Origin of the sequence: Stenotrophomonas sp. YAU14A_MKIMI4_1 (assembly GCF_003086855.1) — a bacterium.
Lineage (GTDB): Bacteria > Pseudomonadota > Gammaproteobacteria > Xanthomonadales > Xanthomonadaceae > Stenotrophomonas.
The window spans coordinates 4135567-4161767 of record NZ_CP025998.1; the positions used below are offsets into that span (position 1 = coordinate 4135567).

The following is a 26201-nucleotide window of genomic DNA, read 5'->3' on the forward strand; positions in this document are numbered from 1 at the left end:
AGCGCAGCGCGCGTGCAGGCGCTGCATTGTCATCGCCGTTTCATGCCGCCCGTTCAGGCTCGGCGTGCACCGACTTGGCTGTCCTTCCATGCAACCGCGCAAGACCGACCTCGCCCGAACCGCGCTGCAGGCCCACCGCGCGCCGCTGGACATGCGCCAGCGCCGGCTGCTGATCCTGTGCGATGGCCAGCGCAGCATTGCCGATCTGACCGGCCTGATCGGCCAGGAGGCACCGGCGATGGTGATCCAGCTGATCCAGGGCGGCTATCTGCAGACCGGGCCGGAAACGACAATCGCTGCACCTCCAGCGGTACCGGTCGCGCGGGACCCTGCACCGGTCCCGGCCGGGGTCGAGCGCCGCCGCTCGCTGGCGGCCGCGCGCATCTACCTGCTGGGCATTCTGGAAATGCAGCGCAATGCACAGGCCGCAGCGTTGTTCCGCGACCTGCAGCAGGCGCGCGCAGAAGACCAGGTGCTGGCCGTGCTGCGTGCGGCGCTGGGCGTGCTACCCGGCATGACCTCGGAAGGCTATTGCCAGCGGGTGCGGCAGCGGTTGTTGGAGGCGTTGCCGTTGGAGCATTGCGACGGGTTTGCGGTCGGCGCGTGATGCGGCGAACGGCATCCACGCATGGCGTGGATCTACTACGCACCGCCCGGTAGATCCACGCCATGCGTGGATACGATGCACCATCGGCCGGCAAATCCACGCCATGCGTGGATACGATGCACCACGGTAGATCCACGCCATGCGTGGATGCGACGCACCACGGTAGATCCACGCCATGCGTGGATGCGACGCACCACGGTAGATCCACGCCATGCGTGGATCCGCTCATTCACCGGAAATTGTTGCGCAACCCGTTCCAGCACTGCTGGTAATCACCCTGGCGGTGCGATGCAGCCAGCGCCTGCGCGCTGGGACGAATCACCGCGCGGGTTTCGAACATGAAGGCCATGGTGTCCTTGATGACATCGGCCTTGGACAGGTCGGCGTTGGACGCCTTGTCGAAGGTCGGCGCATCTGGGCCATGCCCGCTCATGCAGTTGTGCAGCGACGCACCGCCGGGCACGAAACCTTCGGCCTTCGCGTCATAGGCGCCGTGCACCAGGCCCATGAATTCGCTGGCGATGTTGCGGTGGAACCACGGCGGGCGGAAGGTGTTCTGCGCCACCAGCCAGCGCGGCGGGAAGATGGCGAAATCCATGTTGCTGGTGCCGGGTGTGTCGCTGGGCGAATGCAGCACCAGGAAGATGGACGGGTCCGGGTGGTCGTAGCTGATCGAGCCGATGGTGTTGAAGCGGCGCAGGTCGTAGCGGTACGGCGCGTAGTTGCCGTGCCAGGCCACCACGTCCAGCGGTGAATGGTCGATGGGCGCGCGCCACAGGCGGCCGTCGAACTTGGCGATCAGCTCGAAGTCGCCGTCGATGTCTTCGAAGGCGGCATGCGGGGTTTCGAAGTCGCGCGGGTTGGCCAGGCCGTTGGCACCGATCGGGCCCAGGTCGGGCAGCTTCAGCAATGCGCCATGGTTTTCGCACACATAGCCGCGGCTGGGGCCGTCGGGCAGCTCGACGCGGAAGCGCACGCCGCGCGGAATCACCGCGATCTGCTGCGGCTCGATCTCGACCACGCCCAGCTCGGTCAGCAGGCGCAGCGCGCCCAGCTGCGGCACGATCAGCAGTTCGCCATCGGCGCTGTAGAAGTAGCGGCCCACCATGTCACGGTTGGCGGCATACAGGTGGATGCCCACGCCGGCGTGCGCATCGGGCGAACCGTTGCCACCCATCGTGTACAGGCCTTCGACGAAATCGGTCGGCAGTTCCGGCAGCGGCAGCGGGCTCCAGCGCAGCTGGTTCGGCGATGCTGGTTGCGCGTTGTAATCGCATTGCAGCCGCGATTGCGCGAACGGGGTGAACTCGCCGTGGGTCACCGCCGGGCGGATGCGGTACAGCCAGCTGCGGCGGTTGCTGCCGCGCGGCGCGGTGAACGCGGTACCCGACAGCTGTTCGGCGTAGAGGCCATGGGCCACCTTCTGCGGCGAGTTCTGCCCAACCGGCAGCGCGCCGGGCACGGCCTCGGTGGCGAATTCGTTGCCGAAGCCGGACTGGTAGCCGCGGGCGGTGAGGGCGGTGGACATGGGGAGCTCCAGAGAACAGCGATGCCGGAACGGAAAGCCGCCGGGCATGGCCCGGCGCTACCGAGGGTGGTGCGTGCGCTGACCTTACAGCACGCCGCGGCGGATCTGGTCGCGCTCGATGCTTTCGAACAGCGCGGTGAAGTTGCCTTCGCCGAAGCCTTCGTTGCCCTTGCGCTGGATGATCTCGAAGAAGATCGGGCCGATGCAGTTCTGGGTGAAGATCTGCAGCAGCTTGCGCTGGTGGGTTTCCGGGTCGGCGTCGATCAGGATCTTGTTCCTGGCCAGGCGCGCCACGTCTTCACCATGGTTGGGCACGCGCTGGTCGATCACATCGAAATAGGTGTCCGGCGTATCCAGGAAATCCACGCCCTGCGCGCGCATGGCTTCGACGGTTTCATAGATGTTGTCGGTGAAGCAGGCGATGTGCTGGATGCCCTCGCCCTTGTACGCGTCCAGGTATTCGTTGATCTGGCTCTTCGGATCGGACGATTCGTTCAGCGGAATGCGCACGATGCCGTCCGGTGCGGTCATCGCCTTGGACACCAGGCCGGTCTTCAGGCCCTTGATGTCGAAGTAGCGGATCTCGCGGAAGTTGAACAGGCGCTCGTAGTAATCCGACCACTGCTGCATGTTGCCGAAGTACAGGTTGTGGGTCAGGTGGTCGATGAAGGTCAGGCCGAAGCCGAACGGGTGCAGGTCCGCACCGGGCACGGCTTCGTAGTCGCCATCGAAGATGCTGCCGGCGGCGCCGTAGCGGTCCACCAGGTACAGCATGCAATCGCCGATGCCCTTGATGACCGGCGCGTTGACGGCCTTGCTGTCCGGCTTGAAGGCCACCGCTTCGGCGCCGTTGCCCAGCGCGGTCTGGTAGACCTCGGCGCCCGGCTTCTGGAAGCGGATGGCGAAGCCGCAGGCGCAGGGGCCGTGCTTTTCGGCGAAGTCGGCGGCGAACGAGTCGGGGTCTTCGTTGACCAGGAAGTTGACGTCGCCCTGGCGATAGACGGTAATCGGGCGCTGCTTGTGCTTGAGCACCGCGCTGAAGCCCATCTTGCGGAAGTAGTCGTGCAGTTCCTGGCCACGGCCGGCCGGGGCGGCGAATTCGACGAACTCGAAACCATCGATGCCCATCGGGTTTTCGAAGGTGGTGACCTGCATGCCGGGGTTCGGGTGCGAGGCGGTCGGGACGGCGGTATTCATGGCGTGGCTCCGAATCGGTGCCGCATCGGCACAAACCAGGTGCGGGCGGGGTTGGACCCGGCGAGAATGCAGGGTACGGACCCAACCTTTATAGTTACAACTGAAACCACCAGCAAGGTGCACCGCAGCATGAACCCAGCCGATCCCGCCTCCACCCGCGTGCGCGCCTCGCACGTCCTGCTCGACCTGGAACAGTTCCTGCCTTACCGGCTGAGCGTGCTGTCCAACCGGGTCAGCGGCAACATCGCCAAGCTGTACGGCGACCGCTATGGCCTGGCCATTCCCGAGTGGCGGGTGATCACCATCCTGGCGCTGTACCCGGGCTCGTCGGCCAGCGAGGTGTCCGACCGCACGGCCATGGACAAGGTGGCCGTCAGCCGGGCCGTGGCGCGGCTGCTGGAGCGCGGCTTCATCAAGCGCGAAACCCATGGCGACGACCGCCGCCGCTCGGTGCTGGCGCTGTCGGCGGCCGGCTTCGAGGTGTACGAAACCATTGCGCCGCTGGTGATCGAGATCACCCGCAAGCTGATGTCGGTGCTGAGCGAGGAAGAGGAGCAGCTGCTGGAAAAGCTGATCCTGCGGCTGGCCGGCGATGGGCTGGAGCGGATGGGCGAAGGGGTGTAACCGCGCCTACCTTGGCGTTGTTCCGGGGTCAGAGCCGTTTCCTGCGGAAAGGGATCCGACCCCAAGGCTTCGGTGGGTTTGGTGGGGTCAGAGCCCTTTCCTGCGGAAAGGGATCCGACCCCGAGCGGGGTCAGCTCAGGTGCTTGCGCCGGGCATGGATCCACGGCACGGCCAGGGCGGCGATGGCGCCGCCGGCAAACCCCAGCGAGGCGGCCACGGTGGCCGCTTCCACCGCGCCCGGCAGGGCCAGCGCGGCGGTGACCAGCAGCAGCGAAGGCAGGCCGACGAAGGTGCCCAGGAAGAAGGTCCAGCGCGGCGACCAGGTGTTGAGCTGCAACAGGCTGACCGGCTGCCAGGCGTCCCCCGCCGTGTCTTCGGCAATCTTCGCCACCACCTTGGCCAGGTCCACTTCCGGCACCAGCTTGCCCGGGCGGGCTGCGGCAATAGCGTCGGCCACTGCGTCCACCGGCGGGAAACTGGCCGGCCACGCCGCCGGCGCCGCTACGCCATAGGCGGTCAGCAGCGGCACGCTCAGCCACGGGGCCAGCAACGGCCGCAGCTTGCGCCGGCCGTACACGCACCAGATCTGCGGCTGGCCGTGGGCGGTCACGCTGTACAACGCCAGTTCGCCCGGCGGCGGATAGCCCAGCATGGTCACCCGTGCGGCCAGGCTGTCCTGGTCCATGGCACGCAGGAAACCGGGGCGGCTGCGCCCTTCCTGCATCCAGGCCAGGCCCAGCGCGCCCACCAGCCACGCTTCGGCCACGTCCTTGCTGCCGGCGCTGGCGCGCTCGTCGCTGGCCAGGTACCAGGCCAGCGATTTCGGTTCGGCCACGTCCTGCACGCCCCAGCGGCTGTCATCGCCCAGCACGTGGCGCACCGGCAGGCGGGCGGGCGCGGTCTCGCCGCGTTCGCCGGTCTGCAGGAACGGCAGCACGCCCTGGATGAAGCTGGACAGATCGATGGCACGCAGGCCACTGCCCTGCCATTCGGCGGGCAGCAGGCCGGTCAACTGGCCTTCGGCGGCCAGCCGGTCCAGGCGGGCCTTCTGCTCGACCAGTTTCTGCACGGCGCCCTTCAGCACCACGTTGTCGGGCAGCGCGATCTGCGGCAGGCGGTAGCGCGGCGGCGCCAGGTCCAGCGTGTCTTCGCCGGTACCGGCATCGTCCAGCAGGGTTTCCTGCGCGGGCAGGCCTACGCCTTCGGGGGCCGCGCCGTCGGCCGGTGTGCTGGCGGGGTCGGGCGATCGGTCGGCGTGGTCGCTGTGCATGGGCGCTCCTGCGGGTGGGGGCCGCAGTCGATTCGACTGAGGTCCTTGCCGTTAGCGGCCATGGGGGGGATTTCTGTAACCGCTTGGCAGTCGAGCGTGCACGGCAGTCGAGCAGGCAGAGCAGTCGAGCATGGCTCGACTCTACAAGGGGGGCGGGGTCAGCGCGGGGGCGCCCACTTTTCCAGGAAGGCGATGAAGCGGGCGCGCTGGTAGCCCTTGCCTTCGCCCTTGGGCTTTTCCAGTTCGCCGGTGAACTGCGACTGCAGCAGGGTGCCGTCGGCGTCCAGCACGAACAGGTGCGGGTAGCCCTTCACCTGCGGGTACTGCGACAGGAACGCGGTGTTCTCGTTGTCTTCGCTGTAGTTCACCTTCATCCAGACGAAGTTCGCATCGCGCAGGCGGCGCACTTCGGCATCGCCCTCGATGAACTTGTCCATGAGGTGGCACCACGAACACCACTCGCCGCCCACGTCCAGGATGATGCGCTTGTTGCCGCGCTGCGCTTCCACCTTGGCCGTTTCCAGATCGGCCTGCGGGTCGCGGGCCGGGTCGAAGCTGGCGTTGAGGCCGGCAATGGCGGCGATATCAGCCGCCGCCGGAGTGTTGCCCGAGGCCACCGGCACGCTGGGGTCAGCGGCCGGTGGCTCGGTGGGGCGGGTATCCAGGGGCTGGGTGGGTTCGGCCGGTGCCGGCGGCGGTTGCTGGGAACAGGCGCTGATCAGCGCTGCACACATCACGGCCACCACGGCCCTGCCGAACGTTGTACCCATGCCCACTGCCCTCGCGATTACTTGACGCCGTGCATCAGCTTGTTGATCAGCGGCGCGATCAGGAACAGGACCACGCCCGAACCGATCAACGCCCAGAACCCGAAGGTATACCCCTTCAGTGCCGATTCGATCGTCATGCCGCCTTCACCGCTGACCGCACCGGCGAAGATGCCCGACAGGTTGTTGCCGATGCCGGTGGACAGGAACCAGCCGCCCATGCCGAAGCCGACCAGGCGCACCGGGGCCAGCTTGGTCACCATCGACAGGCCGATGGGCGACAGGCACAGCTCACCCACCGACTGGATGACGTAGACCATGAACAGGGTCCAGAACGGGATCTTGCCGTCCACGACCATCTGCGACAGGGCGAACATCAGCAGGGCGAAGGCGGCGCCGTTGAACAGCAGGCCCAGGCCGAACTTGCGCGGGATGGACGGATTGGCGCGGCCCATGGCCACCCAGATCCAGGCAATGATCGGGGCCAGGGTGATGATGGCCACCGAGTTCACCGACTGGAACCACGCGGTCGGGAAGGTCCAGTCACCGAACTGGCGGTTGACGATGTTTTCGGCCAGGAAGGTGAACGAGCTGCCGGCCTGTTCGAAGAACATCCAGAACATCACGTTGAAGGCGAAGATGATCAGCATGGCGATCACGCGGTCGCGCTGCACCTTGCCCTCGCGGATGCCTTCCACCAGCAGCAGGATGGCCAGGGCGGTGAACATGGCGCCCAGGATCCAGGCCAGCGCGGTGGCGCCGGTGGCCAGCAGGAAGTAGGCCACCGGAATGGCGACCACGGCACCGGCCAGCACCATCACGATGCGACCGAAGCCTTCGGCACCGGCCGGCGGTGCGCCAATGCCCTTCAGGCCGGCACGACCGATGTAGAACCACACCAGCGAGATCAGCATGCCCACGCCCGAGGCGATGAACACGACCTTGTACGACGGCATTTCCGAGGTGCCGAACACCTTGCGTGCCAGCCATTCGGTCAGCACCGGGGCGATCATCGCGCCGATGTTGATGCCCATGTAGAAGATGGTGAAGCCGGAGTCGCGGCGTTCGTCCTTCAGGCCGTACAGCTTGCCCACCATGGTGGAGATGTTCGGCTTGAACAGCCCATTGCCGACGATGATCGTGGCCAGGCCGAGCTTGAAGATGTGCTCCTGCGGCAGCGAGATCATGAACAGGCCGGCGGCCATGATGACCGCGCCGGTCAGGATCGAACGCTGGTAGCCCAGCACCCGGTCGGCCACGTAGCCACCGAAGATCGCCGCGGCGTAGACCAGCGCCAGGTAGGCGCCGTAGATGCGGCTGGCATCGCCTTCACCGGCGGCATTGCCGCTGTAGAACTGCGAGACGATGTACAGCACCAAGGCCCAGCGGATGCCGTAGAACGCAAAGCGTTCCCAGAATTCGGTCATGAACAGCATCCACAGCGGGCGCGGGTGGCCCAGCGTGGTCTTGAAGTCCGGCAGCGCCGGTTCTGGGGTGTTCGCAGTGGCGTCTAGGCTCATGCGGGTTTCCTGGTTCGGTGGATGGACGGCACATCCGCTGTGCGCTGGAGCAACGCGCGAGGATCACCGACTTGTGGCGTTCACGTCAAATACACGCCGTTTGAGGCAGGTCACGACCTGCTCGCTGAACTTGCATCTGAAACGATCCAGCCGCTCGCGGCAGGCCAAGCTGAATGGGGATCAGGCCTGATCTGCCGGGGGCCCGGCCTGCAGGGTGCTGCGCACCTGGAACAGTTCGGGGAAGAAGGTCAGCTCCAGCGCCTGCCGCAGGAAGCCCACGCCGGACGAGCCACCGGTGCCGCGCTTGAAGCCGATCACCCGCATCACCGTGCGCATGTGGCGGAAGCGCCAGAGCTGGAACGCGGTTTCCAGGTCCACCAGGTCCTCGCACAGCGAATACTCGCGCCAGTAGCGGTCGGTGTCCTGGTAGATGCGTTCGAACACCGGCTGCAGGGTGTCGTCGGCCACGTGCGGCTGGGTCCAGTCGTGGCTGTCGTACAGCGCCGGCACGGCGTGGCCGAAGCGGGCCAGGTACTTCAGGAATTCCTCGTACAGGCTGGGCGCTTCCAGCACGGTGCGCAGCTGCGCCTGCCCAGCCGGGTCATGCTCGAACACCTGCAGCATCTGCGCGTTCTTGTTGCCCAGCAGGAACTCGATGTAGCGGTACTGCAGCGACTGGAAGCCCGAGGACGGGCCCAGCACGTCGCGGAAGCCCATGTACTCGGACGGGGTCAGGGTTTCCAGCACCGACCACTGTTCGGTCAGCTGGCGCAGCACCTGCTTGCTGCGGGCCAGCACCTTGCGGCACTGCCAGACCTCGTCGCGCTGCAGGAAGCCGATCGCCGCACGCAGCTCGTGGCCCAGCAGCTTCAGCCACAGCTCCGAGGTCTGGTGCTGGATGATGAACAGCATCTCGTCGTGGTGCGGCGGGTTGGACAGCGGCTGCTGCGCGCTCAGCAGCTGGTCCAGCCGCAGGTAGCCGCCATAGGTCAGGCGCCCCTGCAGATCGGTGTGGATGCCAGCTTCGAGATCGCGTTGGTTGTTGTCGACGGACATGGGCGGGACCAGATCAGGGGCGGCAAGGGTAGCGCGTTGCCGCCGCGCTGGCAGCGGCGCCCACCGTACCGGGGCGTGCGGTGGCCCGTGGAGCCAGCCGCGAGCGCCCCGCTGCGCGTGGAACCGTTTGCGCCGTTGCGCCAGCAGTCAGCCAAAGGCGTATTCTGATGCTTTGCAGCAACGACTGAATACGTTGTTGTTATTGGCCCCCCACCCGTCGGCAGGGGTACAACGGGGAATCGCCGTGTTGCGCCGCAGGAAGGCTATTTCGTACGCCTTCCTTAACATGGCGATTCATATCATTTGTAACTTCTCTGTCGAAGGTGCAGTACGCAATGACGGTAGCCGCCGAGTTCAAGATCGAATACCTGCAGTACCTGGACGCGGACGGCAAGCTCGTCCGCAACGACCTGCCCGAATCCCTGAAGGATCCGGCTGTCCTGGTGCCGCTGTTCAAGCAGATGCTGTACGTGCGCACGTTCGACAGCAAATCCATCGCGCTGCAGCGCACCGGCAAGCTGGGCACCTATGCCGCCTGCCTGGGCCACGAGGCCGCGCACGTGGGCATTGGCGCCGCGATGAAGCAGGGTGACGTGTTCGCCCCCAGCTACCGCGAGTACGGCGCCATGTTCATGCGTGGCGTGCGCCCATACGACGTGCTGATGTACTGGGGCGGCGACGAGCGCGGCAACGACTACACCGGCAACGCGGTGAAGGACTTCCCGTTCTGCGTGCCGATTTCCACCCAGTGCCTGCATGCCGCCGGCGCTGCGCTGAAGTTCAAGTTGAACAACGAAGCGCAGATCGCGGTGGCGGTGTGCGGCGATGGCGGCAGCTCCAAGACCGACTTCTACGCTGCACTCAATTCGGCCGGTGCCTACAAGCTGCCGCTGATCCTGTGCATCGTCAACAACGGTTGGGCCATCTCGGTGCCGCGCTCGGCCCAGACCGGTGCCGAAACGCTGGCGCAGAAGGGTCTGGCCGGCGGCCTGCACTGCCTGCAGGTGGACGGCAACGACCTGATTGCAGTGCTGGCCGCGATGGAACAGGCGCGCGAACGCGGCCTGGCCGGCGAAGGCGGCACGGTGCTGGAACTGCTGACCTACCGCCTGTCCGACCACACCACCGCCGACGACGCCCGCCGCTACCGCGACGACGCCGAAGTGAAGGACGCCTGGACCCGCGAGCCGATGCTGCGCCTGCGCAAGTACCTGGTCGCCCACGGCGTGTGGAGCGAAGAAGAAGAGAAGACCTGGGTCGAGCAGTGCGCGGCCAAGGTGGACGAGGAAGTGAACCAGTACCTCAACACCCCGGTGCAGCCGGTCGAGGCCATGTTCGACTACCTGTATGCCGACCCGCCGGCGGACCTGCTGGCCCAGCGCGCGGCTGCCATTGCCCTGGAGCAGCGCCATGGATGAGATCAAGCACGGCGCTTCCGCTTCCCAGGCCAATGCCGCCGACAGCGCCGCTGTCGCCGGTGGAGACATCGCAATGACCGCTACCCCCATCACCCTGATCGAAGCCATCACCCAGGCGCTTGCCTGGGAGCTGGAACACGACCCGTCGGTGCTGGTGCTGGGCGAGGACGTGGGCGTGAACGGTGGCGTGTTCCGCGCCACCGCCGGCCTGCAGCAGCGCTTCGGTTCGCAGCGCATCCTCGACACCCCGCTGGATGAAACCACCATTGCCGGCCTGACCGTCGGCCTGGCCGCACAGGGCATGAAGCCGGTGGCCGAAGCCCAGTTCGACGGCTTCGTCTACCCGATGGTGGACCACATCATCTGCCACGCCGCACGCCTGCGTACCCGCACCCGTGGCCGCCTGCACTGCCCGATGGTGCTGCGCGTGCCGTGGGGCGGTGGCATCCGCGCGCCGGAACACCACAGCGAAGCCAACGAATCGATCTTCACCAACGTGCCGGGCCTGCGCGTGGTGCTGCCGTCCAGCCCGCAGCGTGCCTATGGCCTGCTGCTGGCCGCCATGCGCGATCCCGATCCGGTGATCTACATGGAACCCAAGCGCATCTACCGCCAGTACAAGGAAGTGGTCGTCAACGACGGCGAAGCGCTGCCGCTGGACGTCTGCTTCGTGCTGCGCGACGGCACCGACGTGACCCTGGTTGCCTGGGGCGCACAGGTGAAGGAAGCGCTGGAAGCGGCCGACAAGCTGGCCGGCGAAGGCATCAGTGCTGAAGTCATCGACGTGGCCACCCTGCGCCCGCTGGACTTTGCCACCATCGCCGAATCGGTGGCCAAGACCGGCCGCTGCGTGGTCGTGCAGGAAGCGCCGAAGACCGCTGGTTTCGGTGCCGAGATTGCCGCCCGCCTGGCCGAAGAATCGCTGTATGACCTGCTGGCCCCGGTCGAACGCGTTACCGGCTACGACACCCACATTCCGCTGTTCCGCCTGGAAATGAAGTACCTGCCCAGCGTGGACCGGATCGTGACCGCGGCCAAGCGCGCGGTGGCGGCGGGCTGACATGCGGGCCCGCCTGCTGGGGGCTTACCGCAGCCAATATTCCAATCCGCTCCGGTTCCGCACCGGCCAGATCGTCGAAGTGGGTGTACGTGACGAAGAATGGCCGGCGTTTGCCTGGGTACGCAGCAACGATGGGCGCGCCGGTTGGGCGCCCGTCGCCTGGCTGCAGCCGCTGGACGAAGGTCGCGCCGAAGCCCTGCGCGACTACGACGCCCGCGAGCTGGATGTGGAAAGCGGCGAGATGGTGAAGCTGCATCACGAACATGGTGGGTGGTGGTGGTCCGAGCGCGCCAACGGCGCGACGGGCTGGCTGCCGGCCCGCGAACTGGAACTGCTGGAAGAGAACTGCACATGAGCCAGACCAAGAACTTCAACCTGCCCGACCTGGGCGAAGGCCTGCCGGACGCAACCATCGTGGAATGGTTCGTGAAGGAAGGCGATGTGATCAAGCTGGACGAACCGCTGGTGTCGATGGAAACGGCCAAGGCCGTGGTGGAAGTACCCTCGCCGGTGTCCGGCAAGGTACTGAAGCTGTCCGGCGCGGCCGGCGACATCATTCCCACCGGTTCGGTGCTGGCCAGCTTCGAGATCGACCCGAACCTGCCGCAGCGCGCCGATGGCCAGGACACCGGCCACAGCCACGGCCATGCGCCGGCACCGGCTGCCGCCGCACCGACCCCGCCGCCCATTCCGACTGCAGCCCCGGCCCCGGCCGTGGCCGAAGAAGCCAAGGCCGAGCGCGATGACGCTGGCACCGTGGTCGGCGCCATGCAGAGCTCCAACGCCGTACATACCGAACAGGCGCTGGCCGTTGGTGGCGTCAAGGCCGTGCCGGCCGTGCGTGCCACCGCGCGCAAGCTGGGCGTGGACCTGTCGCGCGTGCGTGCCACCGGCGCCGATGGCGCGGTGACCATGGCCGACGTGAAGCAGGCCGCTGCCAACGGCACCGCCAAGCTGGGCGCCGCCCCGGCACCGGTGGCTGCCGCTGCTTATGCAGCGCCGGCTCCGGCGCAGGTGTCGGCGCCGGTGCAGAACGAAGCCCGCACCCCGCTGTCGGCCGCCGGCAAGCCCATGCGCACCCAGCCGCCGGGCGTGGTCGCCAAGGGCCAGCCGGAACCGCTGAAGGGCGTACGCCGCAACATGGCGCGGGTGATGGCCGACGCGCACAGCAAGGTCGTGCCGACCACGCTGAACGACGACGCCGACATCCACGCTTGGCTGCCGGGCAACGATGTGACCGCGCGCCTGGTGCGTTCGATCGTGGTGGCCGCGCAGAAGGTGCCGGCCATGAACGCCTGGTTCGACGGTGAGGCACTGACCCGCACCCTGCACGCGCAGGTGGACATCGGCATTGCCGTGGACACCGACGACGGCCTGTTCGTGCCGGCCCTGCGCAATGCCGACATGCTCGACGCCCGCGGCATCCGCGAAGGCGTGAACCGTCTGCGCGAGCAGGTGGAATCGCGTTCCATCGCCGCCTCGGAACTGAGTGGCTACACCATCTCGCTGTCCAACTTCGGCATGTTCGCCGGCCGCTACGCCACCCCGGTGGTCGTGCCGCCGTGCGTGGCCATCGTCGGTGCCGGCCGTGCCCGCCACCAGATGACCCCGGTGATGGGCGGCGTGGAAGCGCACAAGGTCATCCCGCTGTCGGTCACCTTCGACCACCGCGCGGCGACCGGCGGCGAAGCGGCCCGCTTCCTGCGCGCGATGATGGACGACCTGGCACTGGCCAGCTGATCGACCCATTGATGGGTGGGTGCCAACCTGGGTTCGCACATGAACTGAATGGTAGGTGCCAACCTTGGTTGGCACATGGGTTGGAGAAACGCCGGGCAATGCCCGGCGTTTTTTTGTGGGCGCAATGCGGCGATCCACTGCCTTGGCAAATGCCTTGGTATTTGCCTTGGTATTTGCCTTGGCATTTGCCTTGGCATTTGCCTTGGCATTTGCCTTGGTAGAGTCGAGCTTGCTCGACTGCTGTTCGCGAAGAGCAGTCGAGCAAGCTCGACTCTACGGAAAGCGAAGAGCGAAGAGCAAAGGCAGTCGAGCAAGCTCGACTCTACCGCTCAGCCCACCAGATCCCGCGATGGCACGATGTGCTCGCCCGGCGCCGGGGCGAGCGCGGCATCCACCAGTGCTTTGGCAATACGCTCGGCCGGGTTGATCCGCCAGGCCCGTGGCAGCACCGGATCCAACGCGCCCAGCACCTTCAGCGCGAACGCTTCGCCGCGGCGCACCTGCTGGCGATGGCCGCCAATCAAGCCGGGCCGCACCAGGGTGAGCGAGGCGAACTCCAGCGCCCGCAGGTCGCGCTCCAGCTCGCCTTTCACCCGGCGGTAGAACACCGCCGAACGCGGGTTGGCCCCGGCCGCGGAATTCAGCACGAAGGCGCGGGCGCCCTGGGTGCGGGCCGCATTGGCGAAGGCCAGCGGGTAGTCGTGGTCGATCCGGTAGAACGCCTCGCGGCTGCCGGCCTGGGCCATGGTGCTGCCCAGGGCGCAGATCACCGCGTCCACCTGCGCCCAGTCCGGCGCCTCGGGCACTGCGTCGAAGGACAGCACCGGCGCGTGCAGCTTGGCATCACGCAGGTCCAGCGGCCGCCGCGTGGGTGCCACCACGGCGCGGCAGCGCGGGTCGTCCAGCAGCATCGGCAGCGCCAGACCACCGACCAGCCCGGTCGCCCCCAGCAACATCACACGCATACCCACCCCCACTGCTGCATTCTGTGGCCCCATGCTATCCGTTCAAGCCGTGCGCGGCCGCGCCGATATGCTGGAACCAGCCCCTGCCACCCCCGGGATTCGCTCCATGACGGACCAGCCAGACCACCGCCCTGCCCCCGGCACCGCCCTTGGGCCGCCGGCGCGCGTCCGCGCGGTGGTGGACGATGGCCGGGCCGACCGGGTGGTGCTGCAGGGCGGCGGCGGCGTGGCCCTGCAGCAGCTGTTCGCCGGCGCCGATGCGCCCGAGCCGCTGCTGGCCGCCTTCGCCAACGGCATGGCCACCCTGCCCGGCGAGCTGGGCGACATGGGCGACCGCCTGCAGTCGGCCCAGGCCAGCGCCGATTGGCCGCGCTATGGCCGGGCCATGCGCCAGCTGATCGACAAGTACATCCGCACCATCGAACAGCACTCCCCCGATGGCCAGCCCGAAAGCCTGCGCCTGTCCGAACAGTTGCGGCTGCTGCTGGGCGGTGCGGTGGTGGCCCTGCTGCAGCACGACCCCGACCTGCGCGAGCAGGCCCAGGCGCTGGCAACGCGCCTGCGCCAGTGGCAGCCCGGCGTGGCGCTGGAACCCATCGAACAGGGCGTGCGCGAACTCGGCCACCAGGTGGGCGTGCGCGCGGAAAGCTGGCAGGAACAGCAGGCCCTGCTGCTGGAACTGTTTGCCCTGCTGCTGGAAAACGTAAGCGAGCTGCTGGACGACCGCAGCTGGCTGCAGGGCCAGATCACCGCCGTGCAGCAGCTGCTGACCGGCCCGCTGGACACCGAAGCGGTGGAACGCACCCGCGCCGAACTGCGCGAAGTGATCTACAAGCAGGGGCTGCTGCGCCAGGGCATCGATGAATCCAAGGCCGCCATGCGCGGGCTGATGGGCGAGTTCATCGAACGCATGGATGGCATGGCCACCAGCACCGGCGAATACCACGACCGTATCGGCAGCTATGCGCTGCAGCTGCGCGAAGCACGCAGCATCGCCGATCTGAACCAGCTGCTGCAGGAAGTGATGCATGACACCGGCAAGGTGCAGCAGCAGGCCGCGCAGGCACGCGACCATCTGGCCAGCGCGCGCGCCGAAGTGGAACGCGCCGAACAGCGCATCACCGAACTGGAACAGGAACTGCGCGAGGCCGGAGACCTGGCCCGCATCGATCCGCTGACCCAGGCCCTGAACCGCCGCGGCCTGGACGAACTGCTGCAGCGCGAGCTGGCCCGTGCCGCGCGCAACAACACGCCGCTGGGGCTGGCGGTGATTGATCTGGACGACTTCCACCAGACCAACGAGGCCCACGGGCACGCCGGTGGCGATGCGCTGCTGCAGCACCTGGTGTCGGTGTGCCGGCTGCTGCTGCGTGCCACCGATGGCGTGGCCCGCCTGGGTGGCGATGAATTCGTGCTGGTGCTGCCCGATGCACAGGGCGCAGACAGCATGGCCACGGTCCAGCGTCTGCAGCGTTCACTGGCGCACCGTGTGCTGACCGTGCGCGACCAGCGCGTGCCGGTGCATTTCAGCGCTGGCTTGGCGCAGTGGCAGCCCGGCGACGATGCACAGAGCCTGCTGCGGCGTGCCGATGATGCGCTGTACGAGGCGAAGCGCCACGGCAAGAATCGCGTACAGGCGGGTTGATGCGATCCGCCGGGCCGATTCCCGCGGAAAACCCGCTTTGGTAGATGCCAACCTTGGTTGGCATGCATGGATCACGGGGCCGACCAAGGTCGGCCACTACCAGAGCCGCAGCGCCTGGCGGAAAACCTGCTCTGGTAGATGCCAACCTTGGTTGGCATGAGCAGCCGCTGCTACCGCCCGCGCAGCTTCTGAACGCCGGTCACGGCGGCCAGCACGATGGCGCCAGCCACGATACCCACCACCATGTTCGCCGCTGCGCTGATCAGCCAGCCCCACTGCCCTTCCCCGCCCATCGCCTGCACCGCGTGGTGCAGCGCCGGGATGTTGTGCACCAGGATGCCGCCGCCCACCAGGAACATGGCGATGGTGCCGGCCACCGACAGGAACTTCATCAGCCACGGCGCCGAGCGCACCAGGCCCCGCCCGAACGCGGCCACCGCCCCGCCCTTGCGCGACAGATACAGGCCCACGTCGTCCAGCTTCACGATGCCGGCCACCAGGCCATAGACGAACACCGTCATCGCCAGCGCCACCACGGTCAGGGTCAGCACCTGCTGGGTGAACGAGGCCACCGCCACCACGCCCAGGGTCAGCACGATGATCTCGGCCGACAGGATGAAGTCGGTGCGGACCGCGCCCTTCACCTTGTCCTTTTCCCACGCCACCATGTCCACCTGCTCATCGGCCAGCGCCTTGCGGCGTTCGGCCTGGTGCTCGGCGTCCTCGTCGGCGGAATGCAGGAAGCGGTGCGCCAGCTTTTCCACGCCTTCAAAGCACAGGAAGGCGCCGCCGATCATCATCAGCGGCACGATCAGCGGCACGTTCCAGCCACGGCTGTGCAGCCAGGCTTCCAGCGCGCTGATCGCCAGCGCCGCCGGCACCAGGATCACCTTGTTCACCAGCGAGCCCTTGGCCACGGCCCACACCACCGGCAGTTCGCGGTTGGCGTTCACGCCGGTCACCTGCTGCGCGTTCAGGGCCAGATCGTCGCCCAGCACGCCGGCGGTCTTCTTCGCGGCAACCTTGGTGAGGATCGAGACGTCGTCCAGCAGGGTGGCGATATCGTCGAGCAGGGCAAACAGACTGGCACCGGCCATGGCACTTCCAGAGAGGGAATGGACGGATTCTGACCGATCAGGGGCAACGGCGGTAGCGGGTTCACCGCGCGCCTACCGCGCTGCGGGGACACTGGGGGCGTTGCCAAATCCGCCGGGCATGGCCCGGCGCTACCTACACAGGGTGTCCGCCGGGCATGGCCCGGCGCTACCTGCACAGGGTGTCCGCCGGGCGTGGCCCGGCGCTACCAACAGGGTGCCGTCGCTTTCAAGGAGTGTCGTTTGAGCAATCCGTCCACCGCCCCGGGCAATCCCCCGCTGGTCACAGGCATGAACCGGCGCAGCCAGATCCTGCGCCTGCTGATGCGCTATCGCCATTCCGGCGTGTTTTCCGGCATGAACCTGGATGCGGCGGGCAGCCATACCGACGTGCCGCCCGACGGCAATCCCGAACAGTTCGTCAGCGACCTGGAAGCGCTGGGCCCCACCTTCGTCAAACTGGGGCAGATGCTGTCCACCCGCCCGGACATGGTGCCGGTGGAATTCGCCACCGCGCTGGAGCGCATGCAGGAAAAGGTGGCCGCCATTCCGGTGCAGCGCATCCACGCGATCGTGGAACAGGAGCTGGGCGCACCGGTGAACAAGCTGTTCGCCTCGTTCGACCCGGAACCGCTGGGCTGCGCCTCCATTGCCCAGGTGCATCGCGCCGTGCTGCGCGACGGCCGCCAGGTGGCGGTGAAGGTGCAGAAGCCGGAAGTGGCCGCGCAACTGCGCTCGGACCTGGAAGCGCTGCGCAGCTTCGCCCTGGCCGCCGATCACCTGACCCAGGTGGGCCGCCGCGTGCGCCTGCGCGACTGGTTGAACGAGTTCGCCAAGACCCTGATGCAGGAACTGGATTACCACGCCGAGGCCGAGAACCTGGCGCGCTTCGGTCGTCACCTGAAGCCGTTCCGGCGCCTGTGGGTGCCGCAGCCGCTGTGGGATTTCAGCAGCCAGCGCGTGCTGACCATGGAACTGGCCACTGGCGTGCGCGTGGACGCGATTCCCGGTGTGCGTCGCACCGAACAGGCGATGGACCCGCTGGCCGCCGCGCTGATCCGCGGCTACCTGGACCAGATCTTCGTGCATGGCGAAATCCACGCCGATCCGCACCCGGGCAATCTGCGCGTCACCCCGGATGGGCGCTTGGCCATCTTCGACCTGGGCATGGTGGCGCACATGCCACCGCGGCTGCGCGAGCGCCTGCTGAAGATCCTGTTCGCCGCCGTCGATGGCCGCGGCGAGGAAGTGGCCGACGATCTGATCAGCATCAGCACGCGGCTGGAAGCCTTCGACGAGGAACGCTACCTGCGCGAGACCGGCCAGTTGATCGCGCGCTATGCGGCCAACGGCAATTTCTCCGAAGGCCGCGTGGTGCTGGACATGGTGCGCATCGCCACCTCATGCGGGTTGCGCACACCGCCGGAACTGAGCCTGCTGGGCAAGGCGCTGCTGAACCTGGAAACGGTGTGCCGCCTGCTGGCACCGGACCTGGATACCCGACGCATCGTCGAACGCCAGCTTCAGCACGTGATGCGTGCGCGCCTGAAGAAGTCGCTTTCGGCTGCCAACCTGGCCAGCGAAGCGATGGAGCTGCAGCAGCTGCTGCGCGACGGGCCGCGCAAGCTGTCGGACATCATGGCGCTTCTGGCCGAGAACCGCCTGCAGATGAAGGTGACCGGGCTGGAAGAATCGCGGCTGATGGAAAACCTGCAGAAGATCGCCAACCGCGTGGCGGCGGGCATCATCAGTGCGGCACTGATCATGGCCGCATCGCTGATGATGAAGCTGGAGACCGGCTGGCATGTGTTCGGCTACCCCGCCATCGCGCTTCTGTTGATGCTGATCGGTGTGGTATTGGGCTTGGGCATCGTTACCAGCGCACTGCTGTTTGATCGCCGTGCACGCGCACGCGAAGAACGCGGGCATCGCTGAAGCGGGCAGTGCGTGCACCGTCTTAATGAAATCGCGTAGCTGTTTTCACGCTGGTTTTACCAATGCGGCGCGATTTCACATCATGTAACGAACAAACATTTCAGTCAGGTTCGCGCAGGCATGATCGGGTCATCGACCTGTCATGTGTGTGTGCTTGCGGCAGCGTCGGTTGGATGGACACGCGTCGGTACGACGTCCATCACCACCACCCCGTCACTGCCGAAGCTGCCTATGCTCTGGATTCTGCTGCTGTCGCTGTTGCTGCTGGCCTGGTTGTTCCTCGCGTCCGATAAGTGGGTGTGGTCGAAGGCTGCCTTGTTCTCGCTGCTGCTGCTGTCGCTCAGTGCCTGGTGGCTGATCGACAAGCTCTCTGGCGATGGCCTGAATGCGGCCACCCTGTACCACCTGGGTGCCGACATGGAAGGCGCCGGCGTAGCCGACTTCAAGGGCTATATCGCTGGCTTCGTGGTGCTGGCACTGGTGTCGCTGCTGCCGCTGTTCGCCACCCGGGTGAAGCGCTGGCGCCGCCCCGGCCGTGGCGCAGCCTGGTTCGCAGGCTTCGCCGTGGTGTGGATGGCAACGATCTTCATCAGCCCGCTGGCGCGCGATGGCCAACGTCTGTACCAGCAGTTGCGCCCGGTCGATTTCGCGCGCATCGCCCCCGAATACCAGGTGCCCACGCAGCCGCTGCAGCGCCCGCGCAACGTGGTCTGGATCTACGGCGAGAGCCTGGAACGCACCTACCTGGACGAGAACGTGTTCCCGGGGCTGATGCCCAACATCAATCGCCTTGCCAGCCAGTCGCTGGATGTGCGCGGCCTTGCCTCGGCCGAAGGCAGCGGCTGGACCATTGCCGGCCTGGTGTCGTCGATGTGCGGCGTGCCGCTGACCACCTCGCCCGGTGATGAAAACAGCATGGACCGCATGGGCAGCTTCCTGCCCAAGGCCGTGTGCCTGGGCGATTACCTGAAGCAGCAGGGCTACACCAACCACTACCTGGGCGGTGCCAACGGCCGCTTCGCCGGCAAGGGCCAGTTCCTGGCCAGCCACGGCTTCGACGAAGTACACGATCTGGACTGGTTCAAGCAGCAGAAGAAGATCGGCCGCGTGCATTACTCGCCGTGGGGCGTGCATGACGACGTGCTGCTGGATACCGCCTACCAGCGTTTCGAACAGCTCTCGCGCAAGGGCGAGCCTTTCATGCTGACCACGCTGACCATGGATACCCATCACCCGGCCGGGCACCTGCCGGTGGCCTGCAAGGGCCAGCGTTACGACAGCCAGTACGGCAACATCAACATGCTCAATGCGCTCAAGTGCAGCGACCGGTTGATCTCGCAGCTGGTGCAGCGCATCCAAGCCAGTCCGTACGGCAAGGACACGCTGATCGTGATCGCCTCCGATCACCTGGCCATGCCCAACGACCTGAGCCACATCCTGACCCGGCAGAAGCGCGAGAACCTGCTGCTGTTCCTGGGCGATGGCATTGCCCCGCGCCAGCTGACCACCGAGGCCGGCACCACGCTGGATTCGGGCGCCACCCTGCTCAGCCTGCTGGACCCGAACCTGAAGACCATGGGCTTTGGCCGCTCGCTGATCGACACCGACCGCGCGCCGAGCGCCAGCGTAGCCACCCGCCGCGATGGCGGCCGCGATTACCCGCAGTACCTGGCCTTCGCCCGTTCGTTGTGGCTGGGCGAGCCAACCCGCGAACTGAAGATCGATGGCGATGACCAGGTGGTGGTGGGTCTGCAGCAGGTGCAGCCGCCGGTGCTGCTGGAGTACGACAAGGACTGGGCGCTGAAATCGGTGTACCTGGAAAACACCTCGCGCCAGTTCGACGATGCCGACCCGGACAACACCCTGGCCTACGTGGACCGCTGCACGGCGTTCGAGGACGGTTCGGCCGACGGCGACTGGTGCGCGCTGCTGGTGAACCGCGACAACGGCATCAAGCTGTACCGCGACGACGATCTGCGCGGTGGCATTGCCGTGGACGCGCCGCTGGAAGCCTTCCAGGGACCGCGCCCCAGCGTGCGCCAGGCGCACATGATCACCCAGAAGGGCCGCCGCACCCGCGCCGGCCAGTACATGCTGCAGCTGGTGGCCAGCACGCGCCCGGACCGTGGTTTCTGGATCGAAGCGGTGTCGTCGCAGCGCAAGGTGGTGCTGGCCCAGCAGTGGGTGCAGCCTGATGCCGACGGCAAGATCAACGTCTCGTTCGGTCTGGACCACGAAGTGGACGATCTGGAAATCCGCGCGTGGTTGAACCATGCCGAGAAGCTGGCCGTGGATACCTTCGCCCTGGTGCCCTCGCGCGGCAGACCGCGGGGGTAAGGGGGGGTTCGGCAGGGCTGCGCCCTGCACCCGCTCGATGCAACGGCAACGGCAACGGCAGAAGCGTGTATTACGTGGGATGGTGGGGCGGTGTCGGATTGCGGGGACGCCGCAAGTACGTCCCTGTAGGCTTGGCCGCCGCATCCATGCGGCGGACACCCCGCAATCCGACACCGCCCCACCTCTGATAGTGCCCCGCGGCTGTGGGTAGGTGTCGACCTTGGTCGACACATCTGTCAGATATCGAATTGTTTCTGGGGTCAGATCCGTTTTCCTACGGAAAACGGATCTGACCCCAAGCGCACTCCCCACAGATCGCGGCCAACTGTCGAAGGCGGGGTGGGTCCGGTTGCGGCGTCCCCCTCAACCGGACCCACCCCGCCAACCCTCAGCCCACCCGCCTTTGACGTTGCTTCAGTCGAGCATGGCTCGACTCTACGGCGGGTGCAGGGCTGCAAGCCCTGCACACAAAAACTCCCTTACTCCGCCGGGGTGTCGCGTACCAGGTGGATGTCGGTCGGGGTGGACAGCGGAATATCCCGTTCGGACAGGATCTGCAGCAGGCTGAAATACAGATCGCTGCGCGTGCCGTAGACCTGTCGCGGGCTGGCCACGTAAGCGAAGCTGTTGAACGTGATCTGGCCACCGGCAATGCTGTCGATATACACCGACGGCGCCGGCTGCTGCAGCACCGACGTGTGCGCCCCATAGGCATCCAGCAGCGCCTGCCGCAGCCCCGCCACATCGGTACTGGTGGGCACCGCGAACTGGATCTGGATCCGGCCCTGGTTGTTGCCCATCGTCATGTTGCGGATCGTCTTGGTGATCAGTTCCGAATTCGGCACGATCAACGTGGACTTGTCACCCACCTGGATCTCGGTCGAACGCACGTTGATGCGGCGGATGTCGCCTTCCTGGTCACCCAGCTTCACCCAGTCGCCAATCTTCACCGGCCGCTCGGCCAGCAGGATCAGACCGGAAACGAAGTTCTGGATGATCGCCTGCAGGCCGAAACCAATACCCACCGACAGCGCGCTGACCAGCAGCGCCAGGTTCTTCAGGTTCAGGCCCATTGCGGTCAGCGCCCACAGGCCCACCAGGATGATGCCCACGTAGCCGGCAATCGTGCTGATCGAATTGCGCGCGCCCAGGTCCAGCTCGGTCTTGGGCAGGTAGGTGTCGGTCAGCCAGCGCTGCATCAGCTGGGTCAGGCCGATGCCCACCAGCAGCACCAGCACACCGGTGACGATGCGGCCCGGCTGCAGCGTCAGGTCCTTGTTGATCACGATGCCGTTGGCCAGCGAGCCGATGCGCTCGACGATCGTGCCGATGTTGCCGAACGGCGCAGCCAGCGCCAGCAGTGCGATCAGCACCACCAGGGTACGCAGCATCGCCGACAGCAGCACGCCGGCCTGCTCCAGCCGCGACACGCTCAGGCCGGTGCTGAGCAGGATGGTCTGGCCCACCTTGCTGTCGGCGTTCAGCAGCCAGGTGCAGAAGTCATCGACGAACTTGAACAGCAGCATGGCGGCCATCACCACGATGGTGCCGCCGATCAGTTGCTGGTTCACGAACTTGGCGAAGTTCACGTAGCCCAGCAGGGTGGCGATGATCGCTGCCACCACCGCTGCGTTGCCGGCCACGCGGGCCAGCACCAGCCAGCTGCCACGCCGCACCGGGGTGGCCACGGTTTGGCCGTCGGCCTGCGCTTCCAGCTTCGCTTCGGCTTCGGCGGTCTGCCGGCGGTGCAGGCGCGCCAAGGTCACCAGCATGGCCATGATCAGGCCCAGGTAGGTCAGCGCGATCACACCGTCCAGCGCCACCGTGGTCACATCGCTGGTGCGCGTGGCGCGGTCGATGGCCACCAGCACCGTGCTCAGCCAGGCCAGCGCTGCCGCACCCCAGGCGTACTTGCGCAGTTTCAGCGCCGCGGTGTCATCCAGGTTCAACAAGCGCCACGAGGGCCGCGTGGGCACCAGCAGGCAGGCACTGAGCGCGGCAATGAAGGCGGCGGCGAAGGTGGCCTGCTGCACGCCTTCGGCCACGGTCTGCAGTCGCGGGGCGATGGCGCCGATGGCGTTCAACGAAGCGATGAACACCACCACCGCGTAGCCCGGCAACAGGGTGCCCACCAGCAGCAACCACATGGCCAGGCCGGAACGGCGCAGGCGCCCGTCCGGGGCGCGTTCGGAAGCGGCGAAACGTCGACCGAGCGAACGCAGCCACAGGCGCAGCGGGAACATCATCACCAGCGCGGCCAGCAGGCCCAGCAGCGGCGTGCTCCAGCCTTCCTTGCGCAGGGCAGCACCCAGGGCATCACGGCCCTGCTCGGCCAACGGCATCACCCGGGCAACGTCGATCGGTAGCTGCTTGGCGACCTTGCGCCACAGCGAGGGCGACAACGGCGAATCCACCTTCTGGCCCAGCTCCTCGGTGCGCTGGGCGGTGCGCTGCTTGTCGATATCGGTGGCCAACTGGCCGGCGCGCACGGCGCTGGCCTTGGCCTGGGCGATGGACGCGGCAAGCGCATCGCGCTGGCGGGTCAGGTTACGGCGCTGTGCCGCCAGCTCGGGCAGCTCGGTGCTGCCGTCGGGCGCCGGACCAAGCTGGCTCAGCTGCTCGTTCAACTGATCCAGCTGCGGCTGCAGACTCTTGTCCAGCGCCTCGGCATCACGGCGCGCCTGCGAAGCGGTTTCGGACAGCATCGCCAGCGTTTCGATGGCGTCGGCGGCGTCGCGCTTGCGCTCCACATCCTTCAGGCTGGCCTCGATGCTGGCCAGCTGCTGCTTCGGCGTGGGGTCGTCATCCTGGGCCAGCACCGGCGCGGCCAGCAGCAGCGCACCACACAACAGCAGCGCCAGCGACGGGCCACGTTTCAGGATCGTTCGGAAGAAGGAAAGCAAGCCAGCCACACCGGTTCGCGCGGACCACCGCGCCTGCGCGCGACTATACGGCACAGGGGGTAACGCCCGCGTAGAGTCGAGAAAAGCAGTCGAGCAAGCTCGACTCTACCGTAGCCTGCAGCCCGCTCTGTCGTAGAGTCGAGCTTGCTCGACTGTCGGAATGTTCGGCACCGCGCGAAGAGCAGTCGAGCAAGCTTGACTCTACCGCAACCCGCAGCCCGGGCCGGGCGCCCGCGCCTTCAGTACTTCAACCGCAGCTCTTCCACCTGTGGCTGCTGCGCGGCATACCAGTCCTGGAATTCTTCCTCGGTAATCTCATCCGGCGCATACACCGCGATCGGGTGCCAGGGGTGGTCGGTGGGCAGCGGCTGCCTTGGGCCCGCACGCAGGCTGTAGCTCACGCCCTGGTAGTCCACCAGATCATCGACCTGCGGCCACTGCTCGCGCGCGAACGCGGTTTCACTCTTCAACAGAATCACCTGGTACATCGGCACCTCCACTGCCTTGGAATCGGAAAAACCCGGCGCTGGCCGCAGCATACCGCCGCGACCGGCACCGCACCTGCACCGCCACGGCGACGCAATGTTCTGGACACCACCCTCGCCCGGGCTTCACCCGGCCATGGCAGCCGCGTGGGCAAGGTGGGGAACCGCCCGCAACCCCGCACGACCATGACCGACCTGCCGCCGCTGAAGACCGTTACCGACCTCAAGCTGCCCCGCTACCTGGGCACCTGGTACGAGATCGCCCGCCTGCCCATGCGCCACGAACCCGAGGGCTGCACCGATGTCTCGGCGCACTACCGGCTGCTGGACAACGGCAACGTGGGCGTGACAAACCGCTGCCGCATGGACGGCGAAGTAGAGGAAGCCACCGGTGAAGCCAGCGCCGTGGACAACGACAGCGCGCGCCTGGAAGTCAGCTTCCTGCCCAAGGGGCTGCGCTGGCTGCCGTTCGCCAAGGGCGACTACTGGGTGATCCAGGTCGCCCCGGACTACAGCGTGGCCCTGGTCGGCAGCCCCGACCGCAACTACCTGTGGCTGCTGTCCCGGCAGCCGCAGCTCGATGCCACCGTGCGCGACCATTATCTGGCCACCGCGCAGCAGCAGGGCTTCGATCTGTCCGAACTGATCCACACCCCGCACACCGGCCACCCCACTGCCTGAGCCCCTGCCCCCATGGACCTGAAAAGTGGCTACCCGTGGTGGGCGGTGCGCAACGGTCTGCTGCATGCGTTCCCGCCGCTGCAACAGGACCTGCAGTGCGATGTGCTGGTGGTGGGCGGCGGTGTGACCGGTGCGCTGATCGCCGATGAATTGTGCGGCCATGGCCACGATGTGGCCGTGATCGAGCAGCGCGACATCGGCTGGGGCAGCACCTCGGCCAGCACCGCGCTGCTGCAGTACGAGATCGATACCCATCTGCTGGAACTGGCCGAGCAGTACGGTGCGGACGCGGCCACCCTGGCCTACCGGGCCTGTGCCGAAGCGCTGCCTGCCCTGCGCGACGCCGCCCGCGGCCTGCGTGGCGTGGATTTCCAGCGCATGGACAGCCTGTACCTGGCCAGCCGCAGCCGCGACGTACCGCGCCTGATGGCCGAGGGCGATGCACGCCGCCGCGCCGGCCTGGATGCGCGCTGGCAGACCCCGCAGCGCCTGCGCGAACGCTTTGGCGTGGACGCCGGCGGCGCCTTGCTGACCCGGCAGGCCGCGCGCGTGGACCCCTACGCGCTGACCTATGGGCTGCTGCAGCGCCTGCAGCGGCGCGGCTGCGGTGTGTACGACCGCACCGTGCTGGAGGCCCTGCAGCCCGGCCCACGCGGCGTGACCGCACGCACCGCCGCCGGCGCGGTCATCAAGGCGCGTCATGTGGTGCTGGCCATGGGCTACGCCACCCAGCACTGGCTGAAGCCACGTGTGGCCCGCAACCGCAGCAGCTACGCCTTCATCACCGACCCCATCGATGCGCAGCTGCTGGGTCCCCTGCAGCAGACCATGGTGTGGGAAAGCGCGCGGCCGTATCTGTACCTGCGCGCCACCGGCGAAGGGCGCCTGCTGGTGGGCGGGATGGACGATGCCATCGACGTGCCTGCGCGCCGCGACCGCCGCGTGCAGGGCAAGGCCAAGCAGCTGATGAAGCAGCTGCTGCACTGGTTCCCGCAGTTGCAGCCCACCCCGGCGTTCTCGTGGGCGGGCACCTTTGCCGAGACCGCCGACGGCCTGCCGTTCTTCGGCCCGCACGCGCAGTGGGGGCCACGGGTGCATTTCGCCATGGCCTACGGTGGTAACGGCATTACCTATTCGATGATCGGCGCCGGGTTGCTGCGCGCCGGCCTGGAGCGGCGGCGGCACCCGCTGCAGGGCCTGTTCGGGTTTGAACGGCGGGCGTGACGCCCGCCTTGCGTAGAGTCGAGCTTGCTCGACTGCGCCTGAGGCCCGGTAGAGTCGAGCTTGCTCGACTGCTTCTGCCAACGGCAGTCGAGCAAGCTCGACTCTACAAGGGCGGCAGAGCGGCAGTCGAGCAAGCTCGACTCTA

Annotated in this window: 21 protein-coding genes; 11 read left to right on the forward strand and 10 right to left on the reverse strand. The window is 67.1% G+C overall.

The window, feature by feature from the left end; all coding sequences use genetic code 11:
• The first annotated feature begins 88 nt into the window (after positions 1-88).
• Entirely contained in the window at positions 89-607 is a 519-nt protein-coding gene (locus tag C1931_RS18615; protein WP_108757385.1) for a hypothetical protein, read from the forward strand.
• Positions 608-836: 229 nt separating this feature from the next.
• Here the strand turns inward: C1931_RS18615 and hmgA are convergent, their stop codons facing one another.
• Positions 837-2135 (reverse strand): homogentisate 1,2-dioxygenase, encoded by a 1299-nt coding sequence (hmgA, locus tag C1931_RS18620; RefSeq protein ID WP_108757386.1) that lies wholly within the window; start codon positions 2133-2135, stop codon positions 837-839.
• 84 nt (positions 2136-2219) lie between these two features.
• A complete protein-coding gene (gene hppD / locus C1931_RS18625; RefSeq protein ID WP_199911386.1) occupies positions 2220-3332 on the reverse strand; it encodes a 4-hydroxyphenylpyruvate dioxygenase in 1113 nt (370 codons plus the stop codon).
• A gap of 129 nt (positions 3333-3461) precedes the next feature.
• On the opposite strand from hppD, the gene C1931_RS18630 reads away from it, so the two are divergent.
• Positions 3462-3956 carry a MarR family transcriptional regulator gene (locus tag C1931_RS18630; protein WP_108754407.1) on the forward strand — a complete coding sequence of 165 codons (495 nt, stop codon included), beginning with the start codon at positions 3462-3464 and terminating at the stop codon, positions 3954-3956.
• A gap of 130 nt (positions 3957-4086) precedes the next feature.
• On the opposite strand, the gene C1931_RS18635 is transcribed toward C1931_RS18630, so the two are convergent.
• From C1931_RS18635 to C1931_RS18650, 4 genes are all read right to left on the reverse strand, one after another.
• The gene (locus C1931_RS18635; protein WP_108757387.1) at positions 4087-5226 is read right to left on the reverse strand and encodes a hypothetical protein; all 1140 of its coding nucleotides are present in this window, start codon (positions 5224-5226) and stop codon (positions 4087-4089) included.
• Between the two features lie 158 nt (positions 5227-5384).
• Positions 5385-5996, reverse strand: coding sequence for a thioredoxin family protein (locus C1931_RS18640; protein WP_108757388.1), 612 nt, complete (start codon positions 5994-5996; stop codon positions 5385-5387).
• 17 nt (positions 5997-6013) lie between these two features.
• The gene (locus C1931_RS18645) at positions 6014-7513 is read right to left on the reverse strand and encodes an oligopeptide:H+ symporter (RefSeq protein ID WP_108757389.1); all 1500 of its coding nucleotides are present in this window, start codon (positions 7511-7513) and stop codon (positions 6014-6016) included.
• A gap of 180 nt (positions 7514-7693) precedes the next feature.
• On the reverse strand, positions 7694-8569 hold the full coding sequence (locus tag C1931_RS18650; RefSeq protein ID WP_108757390.1) for a tryptophan 2,3-dioxygenase family protein: 876 nt from the start codon (positions 8567-8569) through the stop codon (positions 7694-7696).
• Positions 8570-8904: 335 nt separating this feature from the next.
• Between C1931_RS18650 and pdhA the strand changes: the two genes are divergently transcribed.
• The 4 genes from pdhA to C1931_RS18670 are packed head-to-tail and all read left to right on the forward strand — an operon-like array spanning position 8905 to position 12787.
• Entirely contained in the window at positions 8905-9987 is a 1083-nt protein-coding gene (gene pdhA, locus C1931_RS18655; protein WP_108757391.1) for a pyruvate dehydrogenase (acetyl-transferring) E1 component subunit alpha, read from the forward strand.
• Positions 9980-11047 carry an alpha-ketoacid dehydrogenase subunit beta gene (locus C1931_RS18660; RefSeq protein WP_108751115.1) on the forward strand — a complete coding sequence of 356 codons (1068 nt, stop codon included), beginning with the start codon at positions 9980-9982 and terminating at the stop codon, positions 11045-11047. Before pdhA ends, C1931_RS18660 begins: the two co-directional genes overlap by 8 nt.
• Position 11048: 1 nt before the next feature.
• On the forward strand, positions 11049-11402 hold the full coding sequence (locus tag C1931_RS18665; protein WP_108751116.1) for an SH3 domain-containing protein: 354 nt from the start codon (positions 11049-11051) through the stop codon (positions 11400-11402).
• On the forward strand, positions 11399-12787 hold the full coding sequence (locus C1931_RS18670) for a dihydrolipoamide acetyltransferase family protein (protein WP_108757392.1): 1389 nt from the start codon (positions 11399-11401) through the stop codon (positions 12785-12787). Before C1931_RS18665 ends, C1931_RS18670 begins: the two co-directional genes overlap by 4 nt.
• Positions 12788-13116: 329 nt before the next feature.
• On the opposite strand, the gene C1931_RS18675 is transcribed toward C1931_RS18670, so the two are convergent.
• A complete protein-coding gene (locus C1931_RS18675; RefSeq protein WP_108757393.1) occupies positions 13117-13752 on the reverse strand; it encodes an NAD(P)H-binding protein in 636 nt (211 codons plus the stop codon).
• A gap of 106 nt (positions 13753-13858) precedes the next feature.
• On the opposite strand from C1931_RS18675, the gene C1931_RS18680 reads away from it, so the two are divergent.
• Positions 13859-15397, forward strand: a complete 1539-nt coding sequence (locus C1931_RS18680; protein ID WP_108751120.1) for a GGDEF domain-containing protein — start codon at positions 13859-13861, stop codon at positions 15395-15397.
• Positions 15398-15567: 170 nt separating this feature from the next.
• On the opposite strand, the gene C1931_RS18685 is transcribed toward C1931_RS18680, so the two are convergent.
• The gene (locus C1931_RS18685; RefSeq protein WP_108757394.1) at positions 15568-16494 is read right to left on the reverse strand and encodes a DUF808 domain-containing protein; all 927 of its coding nucleotides are present in this window, start codon (positions 16492-16494) and stop codon (positions 15568-15570) included.
• A gap of 288 nt (positions 16495-16782) precedes the next feature.
• Between C1931_RS18685 and C1931_RS18690 the strand changes: the two genes are divergently transcribed.
• Together C1931_RS18690 and C1931_RS18695 are read left to right on the forward strand one after the other, a co-directional pair.
• A complete protein-coding gene (locus C1931_RS18690) occupies positions 16783-18426 on the forward strand; it encodes an AarF/UbiB family protein (protein WP_234412399.1) in 1644 nt (547 codons plus the stop codon).
• Positions 18427-18657: 231 nt separating this feature from the next.
• Positions 18658-20763: a phosphoglycerol transferase I gene (locus C1931_RS18695; RefSeq protein ID WP_108757396.1), complete on the forward strand. Its 2106-nt coding sequence runs from the start codon at positions 18658-18660 to the stop codon at positions 20761-20763.
• A gap of 479 nt (positions 20764-21242) precedes the next feature.
• On the opposite strand, the gene C1931_RS18705 is transcribed toward C1931_RS18695, so the two are convergent.
• Both C1931_RS18705 and C1931_RS18710 read right to left on the reverse strand, forming a co-directional pair.
• Complete coding sequence (locus C1931_RS18705; protein WP_199913893.1) at positions 21243-23675, reverse strand: DUF3772 domain-containing protein; 2433 nt, start codon at positions 23673-23675, stop codon at positions 21243-21245.
• A gap of 230 nt (positions 23676-23905) precedes the next feature.
• Positions 23906-24154, reverse strand: coding sequence for a hypothetical protein (locus C1931_RS18710; protein WP_108751125.1), 249 nt, complete (start codon positions 24152-24154; stop codon positions 23906-23908).
• Between the two features lie 183 nt (positions 24155-24337).
• On the opposite strand from C1931_RS18710, the gene C1931_RS18715 reads away from it, so the two are divergent.
• Positions 24338-24832, forward strand: coding sequence for a lipocalin family protein (locus tag C1931_RS18715; protein ID WP_108757809.1), 495 nt, complete (start codon positions 24338-24340; stop codon positions 24830-24832).
• Positions 24833-24844: 12 nt separating this feature from the next.
• A complete protein-coding gene (locus tag C1931_RS18720; RefSeq protein WP_108757398.1) occupies positions 24845-26056 on the forward strand; it encodes an FAD-dependent oxidoreductase in 1212 nt (403 codons plus the stop codon).
• The last annotated feature ends 145 nt before the right edge of the window (positions 26057-26201 follow it).